An 18,330-nucleotide genomic window follows, 5' to 3' on the forward strand; every position below is an offset into this window, starting at 1 on the left:
GTGAACCTCGCCCGGAGCGCGGCCACGCCTCGGGCCGCGACGGACGAGGACATCGAGAGGCATTTCGCCATCGGCATGCAGCAGAGCGCGGCACAGTTCGCCGCGGACCGCCTGTCCCAGGACGGATCCGACCCGTCGGGCGCCGCCGCGTCGCTCGAAGCGTCGCAGAAGCGCTTCAAGGTGCTCCTGTCCCAGCTCGTCGCGCCCCAAGCCCCCGCGGCGGGGCCATCCTCCGCGCAGGACGACGAGTCCGCGGCGGCCGGCACGGCGGGGTCGAGCGGGGCGCCGAGCGCGTCGCCCGACCAGGTGCAGAAGGCCTACGCCGACGCCTGACGCGCCGCCGCGGCCCATCGGCCGCGTCCGTCCGTGGTCGATCGCCCCCTCCCTTGCGCCACCCGGCGCCGCGATGCACTGTCGCGGTCCAACCCGCGCCGGGGGAGCGCGGGGACAGGCGAGGAACACCTGAGCCCGTCGCGCGCGCCCTCGATGCATGCCTGACTGCCGACCGCCGAACGAGGCCGCCCGTGATCGATCCCTCCGCCCTGTCGTCCCTGCCGGCCTCGGTCGCCCGCCCCGCCTATGACCGCTCGAAGGTCACGGCCGGCATCGCCCACCTGTCCGTCGGCAACTTCCACCGCGCCCACCAGGCGGTCTACATCGACAAGGTGCTGGCGCTGCCCGGCCACGAGGGCTGGGGCATCCTCGGCATCGGCCTGATGGACGTCGAGGGCGAGCGCGCCAAGGCGGCCGCGCTGCAGGGGCAGCACGGGCTCTACTCCCTCGTCGCCTACCCGCCCGAGGGCACGCCCGAGGTGTCCGTCGTCGGCGCGATCGTCGAGTACCTGCACGCCCCCGCCGATCCCGAGGCCGTGCTGAAGCGCCTGGCCGACCCCGCCATCCGCATCGTGACCCTGACGGTGACGGAGGGCGGCTACAACATCGACGAGAAGGGCAACTTCAAGCTCGACGACCCGGCCGTCGCCAAGGACCTCGCCGGCGGGATGCCCGCCACCTCCTTCGGCGTGATGACGGAGGCGCTGCGCCGCCGCCGCGACGCCGGCACCAAGCCCTTCACGGTGCTGAGCTGCGACAACCTCCGCCACAACGGCGGCGTGGTGAAGAACGCGCTGCTCTCCTACGCCCGCGCCAAGGACCCCGCCCTGGCGCAGTGGATCGAGGCGAACGTCACCTTCCCGTCCTGCATGGTGGACCGCATCACGCCTGCGGTCGGCCCCGCCGACCGGGCGCGGCTCAACGCCGAGACGGGGATCGACGACGCTTCGCCGATCTTCGCCGAGGACTTCATCCAGTGGGTCGTCGAGGACAGGTTCTGCGACGGGCGGCCCGAGCTCGAGAAGGTCGGCGTCGAGTTCACCGACGCCGTGGACGCCTACGAGCAGGTCAAGCTCAGGATGCTCAACGCGTCCCACTCGATGATGACCTTCCCCGGCATCCTGCTCGGCCACCGCATCGTCCACCTCGCCATGAAGGACCCGGCGGTCGACGCGCTGCTGGAGCAGTTCCTGTCGCGCGACGCGGGCCCGCTGCTCGACGCGCCGCCCTCCATGTCGGTCGGCCAGTACAAGGACATGCTGCTCAGCCGCTACCGCAACCCGGCGATCGGCGACCAGCTCCTGCGCATCGCATCCGACGGCGCCTCCAAGCTCCCGCAGTTCGTGCAGGACACGGCGCGCGAGGTGGTGCGGAAGGGCGGCGACCATCGCCGCATCGCCTTCCTGCTCGCCGCCTTCACCGAATACCTGCGCGGGGTCGACGACAAGGGCGAGAGCTTCCCGGTCGTCGAGCCCAACGTGACGGAGGCCGACTTCGCCCTGGCGAACGACGCCGACCTGTCGAAGGGCCTCGGCCTCGGCGCCTTCAAGGGCTGGGGCGTGCAGGACGACGCGGGCTTCGTCGCCGACTACGCGCGCTACCGCGCCTCGATCAAGGAGCGCGGCGCCGCCGCCACGCTGAAGGACCTGCTCGCCGCCGTCGCGGCGGGCTGACCCGGGCCGGGCGCCCTTTCCGTCCCGAAATGGACCACGCCGCCGGCCCCTGATATCGTCCGGTCCGGGAGATCAGGGGAGCCGCATGGACGAGGTGCCCGCCGAGCGGGACGGGACGGAGCGGAGCGGGGCCGAGCGGATCGCGCGGCTGCCGAGCCTGTCGGCCGCGGTCCGCATCGCCCGCGCCGAGGTGGCGGACCGCGCGCAGGCGCTCGGCGACCTGCGCGACGCCGAGCTCGCCCGGCTCGAACTCTTGCGCGAGATGCTGGAGCCCGTGCTGGCCCAGGTGCCGCCCGAGGTCGACCTGTTCGACGCGGGCCTCGTGCCGGGCGAGCACCCCCGCCTGTTCATCGACATGGTGTGCTTCGTCGAGATGGCGCGCGACCGGCGCAGCTACCGCCTGATCCAGGACCGGCGCCACGCCCGCACCGTGCTGCACGAGGGCGAGGGGGCCTCCGCCGCCGTGGCGGCCGTGACGGCCTACATCGCCCGGCGGCTCGTCGAGCGCGAGCAGCTCCTGGCCTCCATGGGCCGCGCCGCGACGGTCGCCCCGCCGCCCGCGGCCCCGAAGGGCCCCGAGCCGGGCCGCCGGGGGCGCGCCCTGCTGCGGGCGGCGCGCCTCGCCGTCGACGGGCTCGGCGTGGCGACGCTGGGCGGGCTGGTCTGGCTCGGCCTCCACTTCGCCCACGGGCGGTTGCCGAACTGGTGAGGATCGCCCCACCCCGCGTTTAAAGCCCCCTTCAGGGTTCGCGTGGCAGCCTCACCCGTCGGGCGGCCAGGGCGCCCCGCCCCCGACGCGGTGCAGCGGCGCGAGGAGGGATGATCGCATGTCGGCAGTTCCCAGCCGCGCCGCCGACGGCTTCGAGGCCGCCCCGGTCGAGGCCGCGCCGCCGCGGCCCGGAGCGGCCCGCCGCGCGCGGCGCGCCGAGGTCGAGGTGCGCCCCGAGGCTGCGCTCGACTATCCCGCCACGGCGGCCCTCGCGGCCGAGGGCTTCGGGGCGGAGCCCGGCCGCTTCACCGCCGAGGGCCTGCGCTGGCTCTACGAGCGCGCCTTCACGGACGGCACCACCGTGCTGGCCGCCCACGCGGAGGGCCGCAAGGTGGGCCACATCGCGCTGGTGCACCAGACGGTTTCGACCCCGCGCGGGCCCGAGCGGGCCGTGGCGCTGGTCGACCTGTTCATCCTGAAGGCGTTCCGCTCCAAGGCCGCCATGGCGGCGCTCTACGGGTCGGTGGAGCGGTTCTGCCGCGACGAGGCCATCCGCTTCATCGTGGCGGTGCCGAACGAGAACGCGGCCGGCGTCAACGTCCGCTACCTGTCGCTCGCCGAGGCGGCGCGGCTGGAGATCCGCGTGGGCCTGGGCGGCTTCGGCGGGCTCGGCCGCCGCGTCGAGACCCGCCGCGTGGCGGACCTCGGAGCGGAGGAGGGGCGCGCCTGGCTCGACCGCTACTGCGGCGGCGGGGGCGACGGCCTGCTGTGGACCGGCGCGCGGTTGTGGGAGCGGCTGGGGAAGCCCGGCGCCGGCTACGCGCTCCACGCGACCGACGACCTCTTGCTCGTGTCGGCGCCCCGGCGCGACCGCCGCGCCGCCCACACGCTGCTCTGCGCGCTGCTGCCCCGCGCGAACGCCCGTCCGGGCCGGCGCGAGGTGGCGGCCGTCGTGTCGGCCGCCTGCCGGGCGCACCGCCGGCCGCTCTTCGTCTACGCCGGGGTCAACGCCGCCGTGCCGCTGCCGGGCGCGCTGCTGCCGGCCCGCTTCCGCCCCTCGCCCATGATCCTGCAGACGCGCGACTTCGCCCAGGAGGCCCCCCGGGACGCGCCGCCGCTGCGGCTGTCCCGCTTCGAGGTGATCGACTTCGACTTCGCGTGAGGCCGCGCGCGGCGGCCGGCTCCCGCGTTGCGCCCTCGCCGCGCCCCTTGCCCTCATCGCGGGTTGCGCCGATGATGGGAGGTCGGCCGGTCCCCCGGTCACCACCCATTCCCCGGCCGTGCGCGGCCGGGCCGGAGCGATCCAAGGCATGGAGTCGAGCCTCTTCCGCTACATCTGGAACGAGACCCGGCGTGAGCAGATCTGGATCCTGTTCATCATCCTGGCCTCGATGCCGTTCTCGTTCTGGCTGCTCGATCTCCCGAAATACATCGTCAACGGCCCGATCCAGGCCAAGGGCTTCGAGCATCCCGGCGACACCCAGCACTATTTCCAGATCCGCATCCCCGTCCCCCTTTCGGTGAAGCAGGAAGGCTTCCTCGAGGTGCTGCACGGCTTCGACCTCGACCGGGTGTCGTCGCTGGTGATGCTGTCCGCCGCCTTCCTGGCGCTGGTGGTGATCAACGGCCTCTTCAAATACTACATCAACTTCTACAAGGGACGGCTCGGCGAGCGCATGCTCGGCCAGTTCCGCTACGAGCTGATGGACCGGGTGCTGCGCTTCCCCATGAGCGAGTTCCGCCGGGTGAAGGGCGCCGAGGTCGCCACCATGATCCGCGACGAGGTGGAGCCGCTCGGCGGCTTCATCGGCGACGCCATCGTGCAGCCGGTGTTCCTGGCGGGCCAGATCCTCACCGCCATCGTGTTCATCCTGGTGCAGAACCCGTATCTCGGGCTGATCGCGCTCGTGCTGCTGGCCGTGCAGGGGATCGTGATCCCGAAGCTCCGGCGCCGCCAGCTCGTGCTCGGCCGCCAGCGCCAGCTCGAATCCCGCGCGCTGGCCGGCGCGGTCGGCGAGATCGTCGACGGCGTCGCCGCCATCCACACCAACGACGCGTCCGACTACGCCCGCGCCGACCTCGCGTCCCGCCTCGTCAAGATCTTCGGCATCCGCTTCGAGCTCTACCAGCGCAAGTTCTTCGTCAAGTTCCTGAACAACCTGCTCGCGCAGGTGACGCCCTTCCTGTTCTACATGGTGGGCGGCTTCTTCGCCATCATGGGCACGCTGAACATCGGCCAGCTCGTCGCCGTCATCTCGGCCTACAAGGACCTGCCGTCGCCGGTGAAGGACCTGATCGATTGGGACCAGCAGCGGCTCGACGTCGAGGTCAAGTACGAGCAGATCATCGAGCAGTTCTCCGTCGACACGGCCGTGGAGCTGCTGCCGCCGCCCGACCACGACGGGCCCGTGCCGCACATCGCGGGCGAGCTGGCGCTGTCCAACGTGTCCGTGATCGACGGCAACGGGGTGCGCCTGCTCGACAACCTGTCGTTCCGCATGGGGGTGGGCGACGCCGTGGCGCTCGAAGGCGGCTCGACCAGCGGCGCCGAGACGCTCGTGGGCGTGCTGGCGCGGCTCGACGCGGTGGAGGGAGGCCGCGTCACGCTGGGCGACGCCGACCTGAAGGACGTGCCCCTCGCCGTCACCGGGCGGCGCACCTCCTTCGCGGGGGTGGACACCTTCTTTCCGCAGGGCACCATCGAGGACGCGATGCTGTTCGGCATCCGCCACACGAGCCGCCCGCCGGACCCGCCCGGCCGCTACGACGTGATCAAGTCGCGCGGCAACAACCTCGACGTCCGCGCCGACTGGGTCGACTACGCGGCCGCGGACGCGTCCGGCCCCGACGACCTCGGCGAGCGCATGCACGACGCCATGGTGACGGTGGACCTCGAGCACGACGTGCTGGCCTTCGGGCTGAACCGCCGCATCCCCGACATCTGGGACGAGGCGGCGGAGCGCTTCGTGGAAGCCCGCACCATCCTCCGCGAGAAGCTGGACGGCGGGGGCATGACGGGGCTCGTCGAGCCCTTCGACCCCGAGCACTACAATTCGCAGTCCACGATCGCCGAGAACCTGATCTTCGGCACGCCGCTCGACGACACCTACAGCCTGCGCCAGCTCGGCTCGAACCGGACGGTGCGCAAGGTCCTGGCCGAGCACCGGCTCGACGCCGCGCTGTTCGGCATGGGCCGGGACATCGCCTCGACCATCCTGGAGGTCTTCGAGGGGCTCGACGCCGACAGCCCGCTGTTCGACCAGCTGAGCCTGATGACGCCGGAGCAGTTCCCCGACTATCAGGCGGCGCTGAAGCGCGTCGGCTCGCGCCCCTTCGCCGAGGCGGCCTCGGGCGACCAGGCCGTGTTCCTTGACCTCGCCTTCGGCTACATCGAGCCGCGCGACCGCCTGGGCCTGCTGACCCCCGAGCTGGAAAGCGGCCTCCTCGACGCCCGCCACGCCTTCCACGACGCCCTGGGCGAGGACCAGGCCGCCATCGCGTTCTACCACCCGGACCACTACAACGAGGCCGCCAGCATCAAGGACAACGTGCTGATGGGGCGCGTGGCCTACGGGATCGCCGAGGCGGAGTCGCGCGTCATGGCGGCGGTGCGCGCCACGGTCGACGAGCTCGGGCTCCGGCCGGTCGTGTTCCACACGGGGCTCGGCTTCAACGTCGGCTCGGGCGGCAAGCGGCTCAGCGGCGCGCAGCGCCAGAAGCTTGCCATGGCGCGCGCCCTGCTGCGCCGGCCGGACCTGCTGCTCGTGCATCGCGGGCTGATGCAGCTCGACCCCGGCAGCCAGGACGCCATCGTGGAGCGCATCGTGGCCGAAAGCCGCGGCGCCGGCGGCCGGCCCGGCTTCGGGGTGCTGTGGAACCTGGAGAGCGACGCGCTGGCGCGCCACTTCGACCGCGTCGTGAGGATGGAGAACGGCCGCGTGGTCGACGACTCCGCCGCGGGGGACGGCCGGCACCGGGAACACGAGCGAGAGCCGATGCGCGCGTCCGCGTGACGGGCGGCGTGATCGGGACGGGATGGGGGGAGGGGACCGTGAGCCTGCTGAAGGAAGACGTCGAGGTGCTGCGGGAGGTGCCGATCTTCGCCTCCGTGGACCCTTCCAAGCTGAAGCTGCTGGCCTTCGCGTCGCAGCGGCTGAAGTTCGACGGCGGGCAGGTGCTCTGCGTCGAGGGCGAGCTCGGCGACCGCGCCTTCGTGATCGTGAAGGGCTCCGCCGACGTCTTCGTCCGCGCCGGCGACACGGAGGTGAAGGTGGCGACCGTGGGGCGCAACGACTTCATCGGCGACATGGCGATCCTGTGCGACCGGCCCCGCTCCGCCACGGTCAAGGCCTCGAGTTCCTGCGAGACCCTCGTGATCGGCAAGACCCAGCTCATGGGCCTGCTGAAGAGCTTCCCGGACATGGGCATCGCCATGATGCGCGTGCTGGCCTTCCGCCTGGAGCGCACCAACAAGGCGCTGGCCCAGGCCGAGCTCGACAGGTTCCACGCGCATTGAGGGCGAAGGGCGGGCCCGCCGCCCCGGGTCCGCTCGGGCCGCGAAGCGGGTCGTCGACACCATCCTGTCGAGGGGACCGTCAAGCAGCCGTCCTCCGCACACGCGACAAGCTCCAGTTCGGCCAAGGCCTCGACGTGGGGGATTGCCCCTGTTTCGATACTGCTGGCGAATGGGCGAGCTCAAGAGGGGGCCGTCACGAGGCGATTGAATGGGGATTTCCGGGTCTGTGCGGGCTTGTGGTCTGCGATCCAATCAGTGATCCGGCCGAGGTTGATCGCAGCCGCCGTGAGAACCTGCTGAAGGTTGGTCTTGGCCGCGCCCATATAGCGGCTGCGCCGTAGGCCGTTGGCGCGTACGGCCTTCGACAGCGTGCCTTCGATGCCGGCTCGGCGCTTTCGTTCCGCGATGAAGGCCGGATCCTTGGCCGCGGTCCGGGCCGCGACGAGGGTTTCGTGCTCTTCCCGACGGCGCGGGGCGAGGACGCGCCGGTTCGAGCGCGTGCACCGAGCCTTGAGTGGGCAGGCCTTGCAGTGCGTCAGGGAGAACCGGATGCGGACGTCGTCATGGCCGCAGTTGGTGTCCGGGATCCAGCTTTCGCTCGTCTGGCCCGCCGGACAAGTGGCGATCTGCCGGTCCCAGTCGAGATCGAACTGCGCGATGGCGAAGGCCCCCTCGGTGCGCGCCTGCCATTGATTGTGAGCCGGGGTGGGCCGACGAGCGTGACGCCATGATCGCGGGCGCTGGCCACGAGGGCGTCGGCATCTATGTATCCGGCGTCCACGAGGTGGCGCTCCGGCTGGAGGCCTTTGTGCTTGAGCGCCGCGTGCACGTCGGCCAGGACGGCCCTGTCCACCACCGGCGCCGCCGTGGTTTCAACGTGGGTGATCAGGTTGGGTTGTCCGATCTCGCAAGTTTCCGTGAGGTGAACTTTGTAGCCGATCCACGACGTCTGGCACTTCTTGGCATAGTGGACGTCGAGATCATAGGGCGACGCCACCATCATGGCCGATGGCGGATAGCCTTCCACTTCGGTGCGCCAGCGCAGGGCTTGAGAATTGACGGGTTCGGATGGGCCGACATTGTCGTCCAGCCGACAGAGATTCTGCACCGAGACACGGCGCAGAGTCTCGACAGCTGGCACTTTGCGGAGCCACGCCGGAACCTCTGCACCGGTCACGGCGCTCAGCGCCGATGAGGAGTCAACTTTCAACGCCGATTGACATTCGATATTGAGGAAGCGGTGATCTTACGGACGTGAAGGTCTTGGATGACGGATGAGTGCACGCACTTTCGAGGCGAAGTTGCCGGAGCGGTCAAGCACACGTTCAGCGGCTATCAGATCGATGTGAAGCATGGATCGACCGCGCGACTGATCGTCAGCCTCGCCGGGATCGGCGTGCCGCAGGCCGATCGACCGGGACGGCCGTCGATGGCGCTCGAGTGGAACGGAACCTTCACACGGCTCGGATTGCACGATCACGTGATCTTCCTGCGTGACCTGAACCGCTCCTGGTTCAACGACGAGACCGGGTGGAGTGACGTCGTCGCCTTCATCGAAGGCTATTGCGCCGAACACGAGATCACCGAGCGCATCGGCCTCGGCCTCAGCATGGGCGGCTCGGGGCTTCTCGTCCTCGACCACGACCTGAAATTCGATCACGCCATCGTCATGGGCCCCCAAGTGCTTTTGGGGAACGAGGCCTGCTCCTTCGATCACCGGTTTGACGATCTCTGGGCCAAGGTCGAAACCTTCCGCTATCCCGACCTCAGCCTGACGATGAGAGCGGACGGACATGTCCACGTTCTCTGCCCCATCGACATCCCCGAGGACGTCCGTCATGTCCGCGCTTTGGTGGCTCGCAGGGCCGACCTCAGGGTCTCGTTCGTCCACGGCGATCACAATATCGGGGCCGAGATGGGGCGCCGCGCCGCGCTCGATCGCTTCGTCAAGGCGCTACTCGACCGGGACGACGATGTGTTGAGGAGAACCGGCGTGTTTGATGCCGATCGCCGCGTGTTCGAGCTCGTCGAGCGCGCGATGACCGAGGGTCTCTCGCCCCGGCTCGCTGTCGACACGGCCGCGGTCTATCAGACCAGTCCGAGCAACGTGCCGGAATTTCTGGCCTCGATGCTCATGGACGAGGGCACGCGGCCGGCGTCTCTCAACGCCGTCGCCGTCGCCGTGGACGGGGCCGATGCGCCGGTCGCCGTCGTCCATGCCGCGCAGATCATCCCGCCTGCCACATTTCCGCAGCTGGCGCGATATGGCTGGTTCGGCCTCGAAAGCGGAAGCTTCGTCTGGTCTGAGGGTATCTACCACATCCTGCGTCTGCACATCATGGACTTTGCCGATCGTCCCGAGACGCAGGTTGTTTTGACCGTATGTCCCCTGCTCGGCGAAGCCCACCGCCGGCAGCTCCTGTCTGTCGCGATCGACGGTGAGCACGTCGTCGACACAGCATTCTCCTACGAGGCGGGCGACGTCGGCCGGCCCGTCGAGGTCAGATTGCCGATCAAACGCGCGACACCGGAGATCTTGCTCACGACGCCGCTCTGCGTTAGCCCCTCCTCTATGGGCCTGAATGAGGACCGTCGCCTGCTAGCGTTACAATTGTTGGGTGTCAGGCTCCTGCCGTTCTAGTTATACTGCGTCATGAACGTATCAATGCGGTGAAGGCGGCCTTGCGGGAGGCGTGTCGCGCGGCTGAGATCTGACCTTATTGACGTCCATAAGGTCAGAGCCTCAGAGCCACCCCTTCCAAGGTGCCAGCTCTGCCTTTGCCATGACGCGGGCTGTGGCGACGTGAGCGCGGGCTGTTTTGCCGTCGACGTAGACCTTCGGCGCGTTGCGCTTGGGGGCCCGCTTGGCGGTGGCCACGCGCCTGGGGTCGATGCGTCGGCCTAGTTGCAGCAGGCGCTCGACGAGACCCGTCAGGCCGCCCTCGACCGGGCCGGGCCAGTATTCGGGCGGCACGGCGATCTGCAGGCCGTCGAAGCCGCTGCGGATGTGCACCGCGAGGTGGAACAGCGACACGGGCGGGGCTGGCGCATGCGCCCGCTCCACGCAGCGCGCCACAAGGGCGAGCACGTTGTGGGCCAAAAGCGCGGCCGCGAAGGCCAGGCAGGCCGCGCGCGGCTGGCCGAGGCTCGCGATCTCGCTGTGCAGCACGCGCTCCAGTCGCCCGAACAGCCCTTCGATGCTCCAGCGATGCTCACTCTGCGCGGATCATGCGGCCAGAACCATGCGGCGCTGGAGCAGATCGAGGCCCGCTCGCCCGCAGCTCTGGGGCTCGATGAGCTTGAGGCCGTCGATGTGGCCGCTGCTCCGGCTTCGGTCAGGGCGGCTCGGATCAGGGTGCCATCGCCGTCCGCCCGATCAGCGCAGCGTCCAGCCCTCCGTTTCGGGGACGAGGAGGGGGCGACCAGGGCGAAGGCGAAGGACGCCAGGGTGATCCCAAGCCCGGCCGGAGCCCGCCGGAGCCCGAGGCGAGCTGGCCGATGATGCTGGGGGCGAGGAAGCCGCCCACGCGCGCCCCGTCGTCGATCAGCCCCATGATGAAGCCGCGCGACCCTCTCCACCCACTGGTCCCCGGGCGCGTGGCGGGCGCGGGCCACCTCGGCCTTCCTGGTGGTCGGCATCCCGGTCGCCGACATGCTGGGCTCGCCCCTGTCCGGCTGGCTCCTGATCTTCGACGGGGCGCTGGGCCTCCATGGCTGGCCGTGGCTGTCCCTCATCGAGGGCCTGCCGGCCGTGCTGCTGGGCGTGGCGTGCCTGCTCATCCTGTCGGACGGGCCGAGGGATGCCGCCTGGCTGTCGGCGGGCGAGCGGGCCTGGCCGGCGGACCGGATCGCGGCCGAGCAGGAGCGATGGGCGGCGCGCCACGACGCCAAGCTGCGCTATGCCTTCTCGGGCCGGACGCTCGCCTTCGCGGCCGTGAATCGAATCTCTGTTCGATCGATTCGACTGCTCGAGCGCTGACGTATGACGCGAAATCCCCCGCTTCAGGCCGGCGAGTAGACCCTCAGGCTGTGGAAGCGCAGGCCGACGGGGTCGCCCACCCGCAGGCCGCCGGCGTCCGGCAGGTCGACCTCGACGCGGCGCGCCAGGCCCGCCACGCTCAGCTCCGCCCGCGCGCCCCGCGACGCCCAGAGCAGGGTCTCGACGCGGGCCGGCACGCCCTGGCCGGCCGGAACCAGCGCGGCGTCGCCGGGGCGCAGGAACTGGCGGGCCGCGCCGTCGGGCAGGCCGTCCGGCGCCGCGCCGATGTCGAAGCCGGCCAAGCGCACGCGGCCGCCCGCGACCGCGACGTCGAGGGCGGTCGGGTCGCCGACGAAGGAGGCCACGAAGGCGGTGCGCGGCGCGGCGTAGATGTCGGCGGGCCGGCCCACCTGCTCGATGCGGCCGGCGTTGAGGATGGCCACGCGGTCGGCCAGCTCCATCGCCTCGTCCTGGTCGTGCGTGACGAAGACCGTGGTCTGGCCCGTGCGCTCGTGGATCTCCCGCAGCCAGCGGCGCAGGTCCTTGCGCACGCGGGCGTCGAGCGCGCCGAAGGGCTCGTCCAGCAGGAGCACGCGGGGCTCGATGGCGAGCGCCCGCGCGAGCGCGACGCGCTGGCGCTGGCCGCCGCTGAGCTGCGCCGGGTAGCGCTTCTCCAGCCCCCCGAGCTGCACGAGGTCGATGAGCGACAGCACGCGCCGGCGGATGTCGTCGGAGGACGGCCGCCGGCGGCGCGGGCGCACGCGCAGCCCGTAGGCCACGTTGTCGAAGATCGTCATGTGGCGGAACAGGGCGTAGTGCTGGAACACGAAGCCGACGCCGCGCTCGCCCACGGCGAGGCCCGCCGTCGAGGCGCCGTCGAAGGCGACGCTGCCCTCCTCGTGGCTTTCGAGCCCCGCGATCACGCGCAGCAGCGTGGTCTTGCCCGACCCCGAGGGGCCGAGCAGGGCCAGCAGCTCGCCGCGGTCGACGTCGAGCGACACGCCGCGCAGGGCGGCGCCCCCGTCGTAGGCCTTGACGAGGTCGCGCACCGCGATGCTCACGCCCGCGCGGGCGGCGTCCGCCGCGCCCACCGGGTCAGTGCCGCCGGGCGCCGGCGAGGGCGTCGGCGTGGCGCCCTTCGAGGAGAACCTTGAGGGCCAGGGTGACGAGGGCCAGGAGAGCGAGGAGCGAAGCGACCGCGAAGGCGGCGGCGAGGTCGTATTCATTGTACAGGATCTCGACGTGGAGCGGCAGCGTGTTGGTGAGCCCGCGGATGTGCCCCGACACGACCGACACCGCGCCGAACTCGCCCATGGCGCGGGCGTTGCAGAGCAGCACGCCGTAGAGCAGGCCCCAGCGGATGTTGGGCAGCGTGACGGTCATGAAGCAGCGCAGGCCGGAGGCGCCCAGCGTCAGCGCGGCCTCCTCGTCGGCGCGGCCCTGCTCCTCCATGAGGGGGATCAGCTCCCGCGCCACGAAGGGAAAGGTCACGAACACCGTGGCGAGCACGATGCCCGGCACGGCGAAGACGATCTGCACCCCGTGCGCGTCGAGCCAGGGGCCGAGCAGGCCCTGCGCGCCGAACACCAGCACGTAGATCAGCCCCGACACCACGGGCGACACCGAGAAGGGGATGTCGATCAGGGTCAGCAGCAGGCTCTTGCCCGGGAAGGCGAACTTCGCGATGCACCAGGAGGCCGCGACCCCGAAGGCGGCGTTGAGCGGCACCGCGATGGCGGCCACCGTCAGTGTGAGCCGCAGGGCCGCCAGCGCGTCGGGCTCGGAAAGGGCGGCGAGGTAGCCGTCGACCCCCTTGCCGAGGGCCTCGACGAAGACGGCGACGAGCGGCACGGCGACGAACAGCAGGAGGAACCCCGCCCCGACCGCGATGAGGAGGACGCGCACGGCCGGGCTCTCGCCCAGGGCGTCGCGCCGGGGACCCGCGTCAGCCATGTCCGTACCTCCGGCGCCCGAGGGCCTGGACGAGGTTGATGGCGAGCAGCACGGTGAAGCTCACGAGCAGCATGGCCACCGCCACGCCGGTCGCGCCCGCGTAGTCGTATTCTTCGAGGCGCTGCACGATGATCAGGGGCAGGATCTCCGACACGTAGGGGGCGTTGCCGGCGATGAAGATCACCGAGCCGTATTCGCCCACGGCCCTGGCGAAGGTGAGCGCGAAGCCGGTGAGGATCGCGGGCGTGAGGGTGGGGAGCACCACCGCGAACAGGGTCCGGGCCCGCGACGCGCCGAGCGTCGCCGAGGCTTCCTCCACCTCGCGGTCGAGGTCGACGACCAGCGGCTGCACGGAGCGCACCACGAAGGGCAGGCCGACGAAGATCAGCGCCACCAGGATGCCGAGCGGCGTGTAGGCGACCTTGATGCCGAGCCGCAGCAGGGGCGCGCCGAGCCACCCGTTCGGCCCGTAGAGCGACGCGAGCGCGATGCCGGCGACCGCGGTGGGGAGCGCGAAGGGCAGGTCCACGGCGGCGTCGAGCAGGCGGCGGCCGGGAAAGCGGTAGCGCGTCAGCACCCAGGCGAGCAGCACGCCGAACAGAGTGTCGATGCAGGCGGCCGCGAAGGCCGTGCCGAACGACACCCGGAAGGCCGACAGGATGCGGGGATCGGTGACGATGCGCGCCGCCCCAGCCGGGCCGATGCCGGTCGCGCGCCACGCCAGCACGGCGAGCGGGAACAGCACGATCAGGCCGAGGTAGAGCAGCGTGAAGCCCATCGCCGGGCCGAAGCCCGGCAGGGCGCTGGCGCGCCGGAACCGGCGGCGGGCCGGCGCCTCGACGGTCAGGACCGACATGCCGGCCCCCTTCCCGGACGCGCCGTGAAACGACCGTGATGCCCCCCTCCGCTCATCCCCGCGCAGGCGGGGATGGCCGGCTGTCGGAGACGGGCGACATTCGAGGGCTTCACTGGTGGTTCGCCGCCTGGATCTGGTCGAACATGCCGCCGTCGGCGAAATAGGTCGCCTGCGCCTTGGTCCAACCCCCGAAGTCCTTGTCGACCGTCAGGAGGTCGAGCTTCGGGAAGCGGGCGAGGTCGGCCGGGTCGGCGGCTTCGGGGTGGATCGGCCGGTAGAAGTCGTGGGCGATGATCTTCTGCCCGGCCGGGGTGTACAGGAACTGAAGGTAGGCCTCCGCCTCCTTGCGGGTGCCCTTCTGGTCGACGTTGGCGTCCACCACGGCCACGGGCGGCTCGCACAGCACGGACAGCGACGGCACCACGATGTCGAACTTGTCGCGGCCGAACTCTTCCGAGGCCAGGAAGGCCTCGCTTTCCCACGCGATCAGCACGTCGCCGAGGCCGCGCTGGGCGAAGGACACGGTGGCGCCGCGCGCGCCCGCGTCGAGCACGGGGGCGTTCTTGTAGATGGCGGCCACGAAGTCCTGCGCCTTCTTCGGGTCGTCGCCGTTCGCCTTGCGGCCGTAGCCGAGCGCGGCGAGGAAGTTCCAGCGGGCGCCGCCGGACGTCTTCGGGTTCGGGGTGACGACCGAGATGCCGGGCTTGGCGAGGTCGTCCCAGTCCTTGATGTTCTTCGGGTTGCCCTTGCGCACCAGGAACACGACCGTCGACGTGTAGGGGGAGGAGCGGTCGGGCAGGCGGCTCTGCCAGTCCGCCGCGATGCGCCCGGTCTTCGACGCGATGGCGTCGATGTCGGCGGCGAGCGCCAGCGTCACGACGTCGGCCTTGAGGCCGTCGATCACCGAGCGCGCCTGGGCGCCCGAGCCGCCGTGCGAGGCCTGGATCGTCACGGTCTCGCCGGTCTTGGCCTTCCAGTCGTCGGCGAAGACCCTGTTGATGTCCTTGTAGAGTTCCCGCGTCGGGTCGTAGCTGACGTTGAGGAGGCTCGCCGCGCCGGCCGCCCCGGCGAGGCCGAGCAGGAGGGCGACGCCGGCCGCGCCGGACAGGATGAGCGATCGCGCTGACATGGGGGTTCTCGGGCCGTGAGGGAGGGACGTCGACCGTCCCACGGTGGAAGGGGTCAGTCGGACAGCCGCTGCGCTTCGGCGCCGTTTCGCGACGCCGAGGCCTGGGTGACGCGGCTGCCGGGCGGCACGCTGGCGTTCAGGCAGACGTTGCCGCCGATGATGGAGCCGCGGCCGACCGTGATGCGGCCGAGCAGCGTGGCGTTGGCGTAGACCACGACGTCGTCCTCGAGGATCGGGTGGCGCTGGACGCCGCGGAGCGACGTGCCCGCCGGGGCGTGCCGGCCCCCGAGCGTCACGCCCTGGTGCAGGCGGACGCGGTCGCCCACGATCGCGGTCTCGCCGATCACCACGCCGGTGCCGTGGTCGATGAAGAAGCTGTCGCCGACCGTGGCGCCGGGGTGGATCTCGATGCCGGTCAGCGAGCGGGCGACGTCCGAGATGAGCCGCGCCGGGAAGCCGGCGCCGAGCCCGTGCAGCACGTGCGCCAGGCGGTGGTGCAGCAGCGCCGCCATGCCCGGATAGCCGAGCAGGATCTCGGGGGCGCTCGACGCGGCGGGGTCGGCGTCGAGCGCGGCGCGGAGGTCGCCGACGAGCCGCGCGCGGACCTCGGGCAGCGCCGCCGCGAAGGAGCGGGTGATGTCGAGCGCCCTGCCGTCCGCCCCGCCCGCCGGCGCCAGGTCCTCGTCCGCGAAGGCGAGGCCGAGGCGCACCTGGTCCTCGAGCAGCCCCAGCGCCGTCGACAGCGTGCCGCACACGAAGCCGTCGAAGGCGGCGGCGCCGCTCTGGGACTGGCCGTAGTGGCTCGGGAACAGGGCCGCGGACAGGTCCGCCACGATGCCCGCGAGGGCGTCGCGCGACGGCATCGGGCGGATGCGGCCGCCATGGCGGATGTTGTGGGTGTGGTCCCGCGACAGGCGCAGCGCCGTCGCGACCCCGTCGATGTCGTAGCGCGACATCGGCGCGGGCGACGACAGGCCGAAGCCGGCCCTTCGCTGGAGTTTGCTGTCGAGCATCGCGGATGGGGCCTCTGGGCGGAACCGGTCGATCGGCGCCAAGCTACCCTGAAAATCTACAATGTCTATAGATAAATTGAAACTTGCGTCGGCGGCTCGCCGGCCGGCCGTCCGGCGTTCCGAGCGGGGTCGGCCCTGCCGGGCGGCGACCCGATCCCGGTCGCGCCCGTCAGTGCAGGACCAGTTGGCGATGCGACGGCGTCGGGGCGTCGCCGGCCCGCGCCGCGGCTTCCGCGCGCAGCCAGCGCATCGCGGCGTCGAGCAGGCCGGGGCCGTGCCGCCCCTGGAGGGCGCGGGCGTCGGCCAGGATCTCGGACACGGACCGCCCGTCCGCCCGCTGCATGCGATGATCCATCCGAGACCCCCTCCGGCCGCCGCCGTCGCGACACGAGACAAGCCTGCCGCAGCGCGGCATCGAGGGTCGGGTGCCCCGTGGAGGCGCATGGCTGCGCATTGGCCACCGCCGATCTCGCGGGCGGGTCGAGCGCCCGTTCAGCGCAGGGGTGCGAGCGTCGTCCCCTCGTGCCGCTCGGCCGCGAAAGCGTCGAGGGCTTCGCGGGCGCCGCTCAGCACGATGAGCACGTCGTGGCCGGGCAGGCCGCGGTCGGTCACGCCCCCCGGCCCGACAGACAGGCCGGCTTCGAGGGCCGCGCCGCGCACCGCGGTCTCGAAGGCGTGGGCTTCCTCGCCCGTGGGGAACAGGTTGGAAAACCGTCGCTCGACCGTCATGCCGTCCATCTCCGATCCGGGTATGCGTGGGAACGCGGGTGCTCGCGTCGCGAGTTCCGCTCCGCCGCCGGGCCGGGCGGAAAGCGGCGCGTCCACCATCATGTGTGAGAGATCGGGGGCCGGCGCGGGGCTACCGCTCCGGTCCATGACCCGCGATGCGCCCCGGAACGCCGTCCCGGCCGCCGGCCGCGCCGGCGTCGTCCCGGCGGGAGGCGCCGCGTGAACCTGATGGTCGCCTATGTCGGGGCTTTCCTGGGCAGTCTCGCCCTGCTCGGCCTGCTGGGCTGGATCCTGCTCTGGCCGTCGCGGCGCTGAACGGACCGTTGTGGCGCCGCCGCTCGGCGTTTAAGGATCGGGCCATGGCCAAGGACAGCCGCGGGGGACCCGCCACGCCGCCCCCGGACGGGACGTTGCAGCCGGGGCGCCGGTCGCAACGGCTGCGGCTGCGCGCCGCCTGGATGTACCACGTCGAGGAGATGACCCAGACCGCCATCGCGGAAGCGCTCGGCATCGGGCGCGTCACCGTGGTGCGCCTGCTGTCGGACGCGCAGGCGCTCGGCGAGGTCCGCGTCTCGCTCAGCCGCGACATCGCCGAACTCACCGCGCTGGAGCGCGGGCTGGAGCGGCGGTTCGGCATCGGCGAGGTCGTGGTGGCGCCCCTGTCGGGCCCCGACGCCGACCCCACCCTGCCGATCGGGGCCGCCGCGGGGCGCACCCTGTCCGACCTGCTCAGGCCCGGCATGCGGGTCGGCGTCGGCTGGGGCAAGACGATGATCGCCGCCCTCGGCGCCATCGACGAGCGCGTGGTGCCGGGCCTCAGCGTCGTGTCGATGCTCGGCGGCATCGCCAAGGTGCTGCAGTACAACCCGGCCGACTTCGCCTGGCAGCTGTCCCGCCTGCTCGGCGCCGACTGCTTCCTGATCCCGGCCCCGGCCGTGGTGGACAGCCCCGACACCAAGCGGGCGCTGGTCGAGCGCTGCGGCCTCGGCGAGATCTTCGACCTCGGCCGGGAGCTCGACGCCGTGGTGATGAGCGTCGGCAGCATGGGGCCGGACAACATCTCCTACCGCTTCGGCTATTTCTCCGAGGAGGAGCGGCGCTCGCTGCTCGACGCCGGGGCGGTCGGCGACCTCCTGTACCAGTTCTTCGACGTCGACGGCGCCCTGCTCGACCATCCGATCAACGCCCGCGTGATGGCGGTGCCGGTCGACAGCATCCGGTCCGCGCCGGCGCGCGTCATCGCGTCCGGCGGCCCCGGCAAGGTCCGGGCCCTGCTGGGCGCGATCCGGCTCGCGCGGCCGACCGTGCTGATCACCGACGAGGTTACCGCGACGGCGCTGCTGGAGCTGGCCGGCCCCGCACCCGACACCGCAACCTGAGGGAAACGTCGGGGGTGGCCTTTTCAGGATCACCCGAGGCGCGGCGGGCCGTTGCGCCGAA

General features: G+C 71.6%; 19 protein-coding genes. 9 read left to right on the plus strand and 10 right to left on the minus strand.

The genetic code is table 11. The annotated features are described in order from the left end of the window. From L7N97_RS12980 to L7N97_RS13005, 6 genes are all read left to right on the plus strand, one after another. Positions 1-333, plus strand: a complete 333-nt coding sequence (locus L7N97_RS12980) for a hypothetical protein (RefSeq protein WP_237478715.1) — start codon at positions 1-3, stop codon at positions 331-333. 191 nt (positions 334-524) lie between these two features. After that, positions 525-2,006 (plus strand): mannitol dehydrogenase family protein, encoded by a 1,482-nt coding sequence (locus L7N97_RS12985; protein WP_237478716.1) that lies wholly within the window; start codon positions 525-527, stop codon positions 2,004-2,006. Positions 2,007-2,091: 85 nt separating this feature from the next. Next, positions 2,092-2,715: a hypothetical protein gene (locus L7N97_RS12990; protein ID WP_237478717.1), complete on the plus strand. Its 624-nt coding sequence runs from the start codon at positions 2,092-2,094 to the stop codon at positions 2,713-2,715. Between the two features lie 118 nt (positions 2,716-2,833). Then, positions 2,834-3,877: a GNAT family N-acetyltransferase gene (locus L7N97_RS12995; RefSeq protein ID WP_237478718.1), complete on the plus strand. Its 1,044-nt coding sequence runs from the start codon at positions 2,834-2,836 to the stop codon at positions 3,875-3,877. Between the two features lie 148 nt (positions 3,878-4,025). After that, positions 4,026-6,728 (plus strand): ABC transporter transmembrane domain-containing protein, encoded by a 2,703-nt coding sequence (locus tag L7N97_RS13000; RefSeq protein ID WP_237478719.1) that lies wholly within the window; start codon positions 4,026-4,028, stop codon positions 6,726-6,728. 38 nt (positions 6,729-6,766) lie between these two features. Then, on the plus strand, positions 6,767-7,231 hold the full coding sequence (locus tag L7N97_RS13005) for a cyclic nucleotide-binding domain-containing protein (protein ID WP_237478721.1): 465 nt from the start codon (positions 6,767-6,769) through the stop codon (positions 7,229-7,231). 179 nt (positions 7,232-7,410) lie between these two features. Here L7N97_RS13005 and L7N97_RS13010 read toward each other — a convergent pair whose 3' ends face one another. Further along, positions 7,411-7,857 carry a transposase gene (locus L7N97_RS13010; RefSeq protein ID WP_309242863.1) on the minus strand — a complete coding sequence of 149 codons (447 nt, stop codon included), beginning with the start codon at positions 7,855-7,857 and terminating at the stop codon, positions 7,411-7,413. Next, positions 7,767-8,441 (minus strand): hypothetical protein, encoded by a 675-nt coding sequence (locus L7N97_RS13015; protein WP_237478722.1) that lies wholly within the window; start codon positions 8,439-8,441, stop codon positions 7,767-7,769. The genes L7N97_RS13010 and L7N97_RS13015 overlap by 91 nt, the downstream gene beginning before the upstream one ends. Before the next feature lie 57 nt (positions 8,442-8,498). On the opposite strand from L7N97_RS13015, the gene L7N97_RS13020 reads away from it, so the two are divergent. Further along, positions 8,499-9,872, plus strand: coding sequence for a hypothetical protein (locus L7N97_RS13020; protein WP_237478724.1), 1,374 nt, complete (start codon positions 8,499-8,501; stop codon positions 9,870-9,872). 102 nt (positions 9,873-9,974) lie between these two features. Here the strand turns inward: L7N97_RS13020 and L7N97_RS13025 are convergent, their stop codons facing one another. Then, positions 9,975-10,400: a hypothetical protein gene (locus tag L7N97_RS13025; RefSeq protein WP_237478725.1), complete on the minus strand. Its 426-nt coding sequence runs from the start codon at positions 10,398-10,400 to the stop codon at positions 9,975-9,977. 459 nt (positions 10,401-10,859) lie between these two features. Here L7N97_RS13025 and L7N97_RS13030 point away from each other — a divergent pair, with 459 nt between their 5' ends. Next, positions 10,860-11,210, plus strand: a complete 351-nt coding sequence (locus tag L7N97_RS13030) for a hypothetical protein (RefSeq protein ID WP_237478726.1) — start codon at positions 10,860-10,862, stop codon at positions 11,208-11,210. Positions 11,211-11,233: 23 nt separating this feature from the next. Here L7N97_RS13030 and L7N97_RS13035 read toward each other — a convergent pair whose 3' ends face one another. The 7 genes from L7N97_RS13035 to L7N97_RS13065 all read right to left on the minus strand — a co-directional run bounded on the left by L7N97_RS13035 (position 11,234) and on the right by L7N97_RS13065 (position 16,890). Next, complete coding sequence (locus L7N97_RS13035) at positions 11,234-12,271, minus strand: sulfate/molybdate ABC transporter ATP-binding protein (protein ID WP_237478727.1); 1,038 nt, start codon at positions 12,269-12,271, stop codon at positions 11,234-11,236. Positions 12,272-12,305: 34 nt separating this feature from the next. Then, complete coding sequence (gene cysW, locus L7N97_RS13040; RefSeq protein WP_237478730.1) at positions 12,306-13,163, minus strand: sulfate ABC transporter permease subunit CysW; 858 nt, start codon at positions 13,161-13,163, stop codon at positions 12,306-12,308. After that, positions 13,156-14,019 carry a sulfate ABC transporter permease subunit CysT gene (cysT, locus tag L7N97_RS13045; protein ID WP_428980991.1) on the minus strand — a complete coding sequence of 288 codons (864 nt, stop codon included), beginning with the start codon at positions 14,017-14,019 and terminating at the stop codon, positions 13,156-13,158. The genes cysW and cysT overlap by 8 nt, the downstream gene beginning before the upstream one ends. A gap of 109 nt (positions 14,020-14,128) precedes the next feature. Continuing rightward, a complete protein-coding gene (locus tag L7N97_RS13050) occupies positions 14,129-15,148 on the minus strand; it encodes a sulfate ABC transporter substrate-binding protein (RefSeq protein ID WP_237478731.1) in 1,020 nt (339 codons plus the stop codon). Positions 15,149-15,201: 53 nt separating this feature from the next. After that, positions 15,202-16,161: a serine O-acetyltransferase EpsC gene (gene epsC, locus L7N97_RS13055; RefSeq protein ID WP_237478732.1), complete on the minus strand. Its 960-nt coding sequence runs from the start codon at positions 16,159-16,161 to the stop codon at positions 15,202-15,204. A gap of 169 nt (positions 16,162-16,330) precedes the next feature. Continuing rightward, positions 16,331-16,516 (minus strand): hypothetical protein, encoded by a 186-nt coding sequence (locus tag L7N97_RS13060; RefSeq protein ID WP_237478744.1) that lies wholly within the window; start codon positions 16,514-16,516, stop codon positions 16,331-16,333. Positions 16,517-16,653: 137 nt separating this feature from the next. After that, the gene (locus L7N97_RS13065) at positions 16,654-16,890 is read right to left on the minus strand and encodes a hypothetical protein (protein WP_237478746.1); all 237 of its coding nucleotides are present in this window, start codon (positions 16,888-16,890) and stop codon (positions 16,654-16,656) included. A gap of 359 nt (positions 16,891-17,249) precedes the next feature. Between L7N97_RS13065 and L7N97_RS13070 the strand changes: the two genes are divergently transcribed. Further along, a complete protein-coding gene (locus L7N97_RS13070) occupies positions 17,250-18,269 on the plus strand; it encodes a sugar-binding transcriptional regulator (RefSeq protein ID WP_237478748.1) in 1,020 nt (339 codons plus the stop codon). Positions 18,270-18,330: the final 61 nt, after the last annotated feature.

It is taken from the genome of Lichenibacterium dinghuense (genome assembly GCF_021730615.1).
Taxonomy (GTDB): Bacteria; Pseudomonadota; Alphaproteobacteria; order Rhizobiales; family Beijerinckiaceae; genus Lichenihabitans; species Lichenihabitans dinghuensis.

Coding starts and splice junctions, on each gene's coding strand:
- L7N97_RS12990 (WP_237478717.1), top strand. CDS start 2,092: ATGGACGAGGTGCCCGCCGAGCGGGACGGGACGGAGCGGAGCGGGGCC.
- L7N97_RS12995 (WP_237478718.1), top strand. CDS start 2,834: ATGTCGGCAGTTCCCAGCCGCGCCGCCGACGGCTTCGAGGCCGCCCCG.
- L7N97_RS13000 (WP_237478719.1), top strand. CDS start 4,026: ATGGAGTCGAGCCTCTTCCGCTACATCTGGAACGAGACCCGGCGTGAG.
- L7N97_RS13020 (WP_237478724.1), top strand. CDS start 8,499: ATGACGGATGAGTGCACGCACTTTCGAGGCGAAGTTGCCGGAGCGGTC.
- cysW (WP_237478730.1), bottom strand. CDS start 13,163: ATGGCTGACGCGGGTCCCCGGCGCGACGCCCTGGGCGAGAGCCCGGCC.
- cysT (WP_428980991.1), bottom strand. CDS start 14,019: ATGTCGGTCCTGACCGTCGAGGCGCCGGCCCGCCGCCGGTTCCGGCGC.
- L7N97_RS13050 (WP_237478731.1), bottom strand. CDS start 15,148: ATGTCAGCGCGATCGCTCATCCTGTCCGGCGCGGCCGGCGTCGCCCTC.
- epsC (WP_237478732.1), bottom strand. CDS start 16,161: ATGCTCGACAGCAAACTCCAGCGAAGGGCCGGCTTCGGCCTGTCGTCG.
- L7N97_RS13060 (WP_237478744.1), bottom strand. CDS start 16,516: ATGGATCATCGCATGCAGCGGGCGGACGGGCGGTCCGTGTCCGAGATC.
- L7N97_RS13065 (WP_237478746.1), bottom strand. CDS start 16,890: ATGACGGTCGAGCGACGGTTTTCCAACCTGTTCCCCACGGGCGAGGAA.
- L7N97_RS13070 (WP_237478748.1), top strand. CDS start 17,250: ATGGCCAAGGACAGCCGCGGGGGACCCGCCACGCCGCCCCCGGACGGG.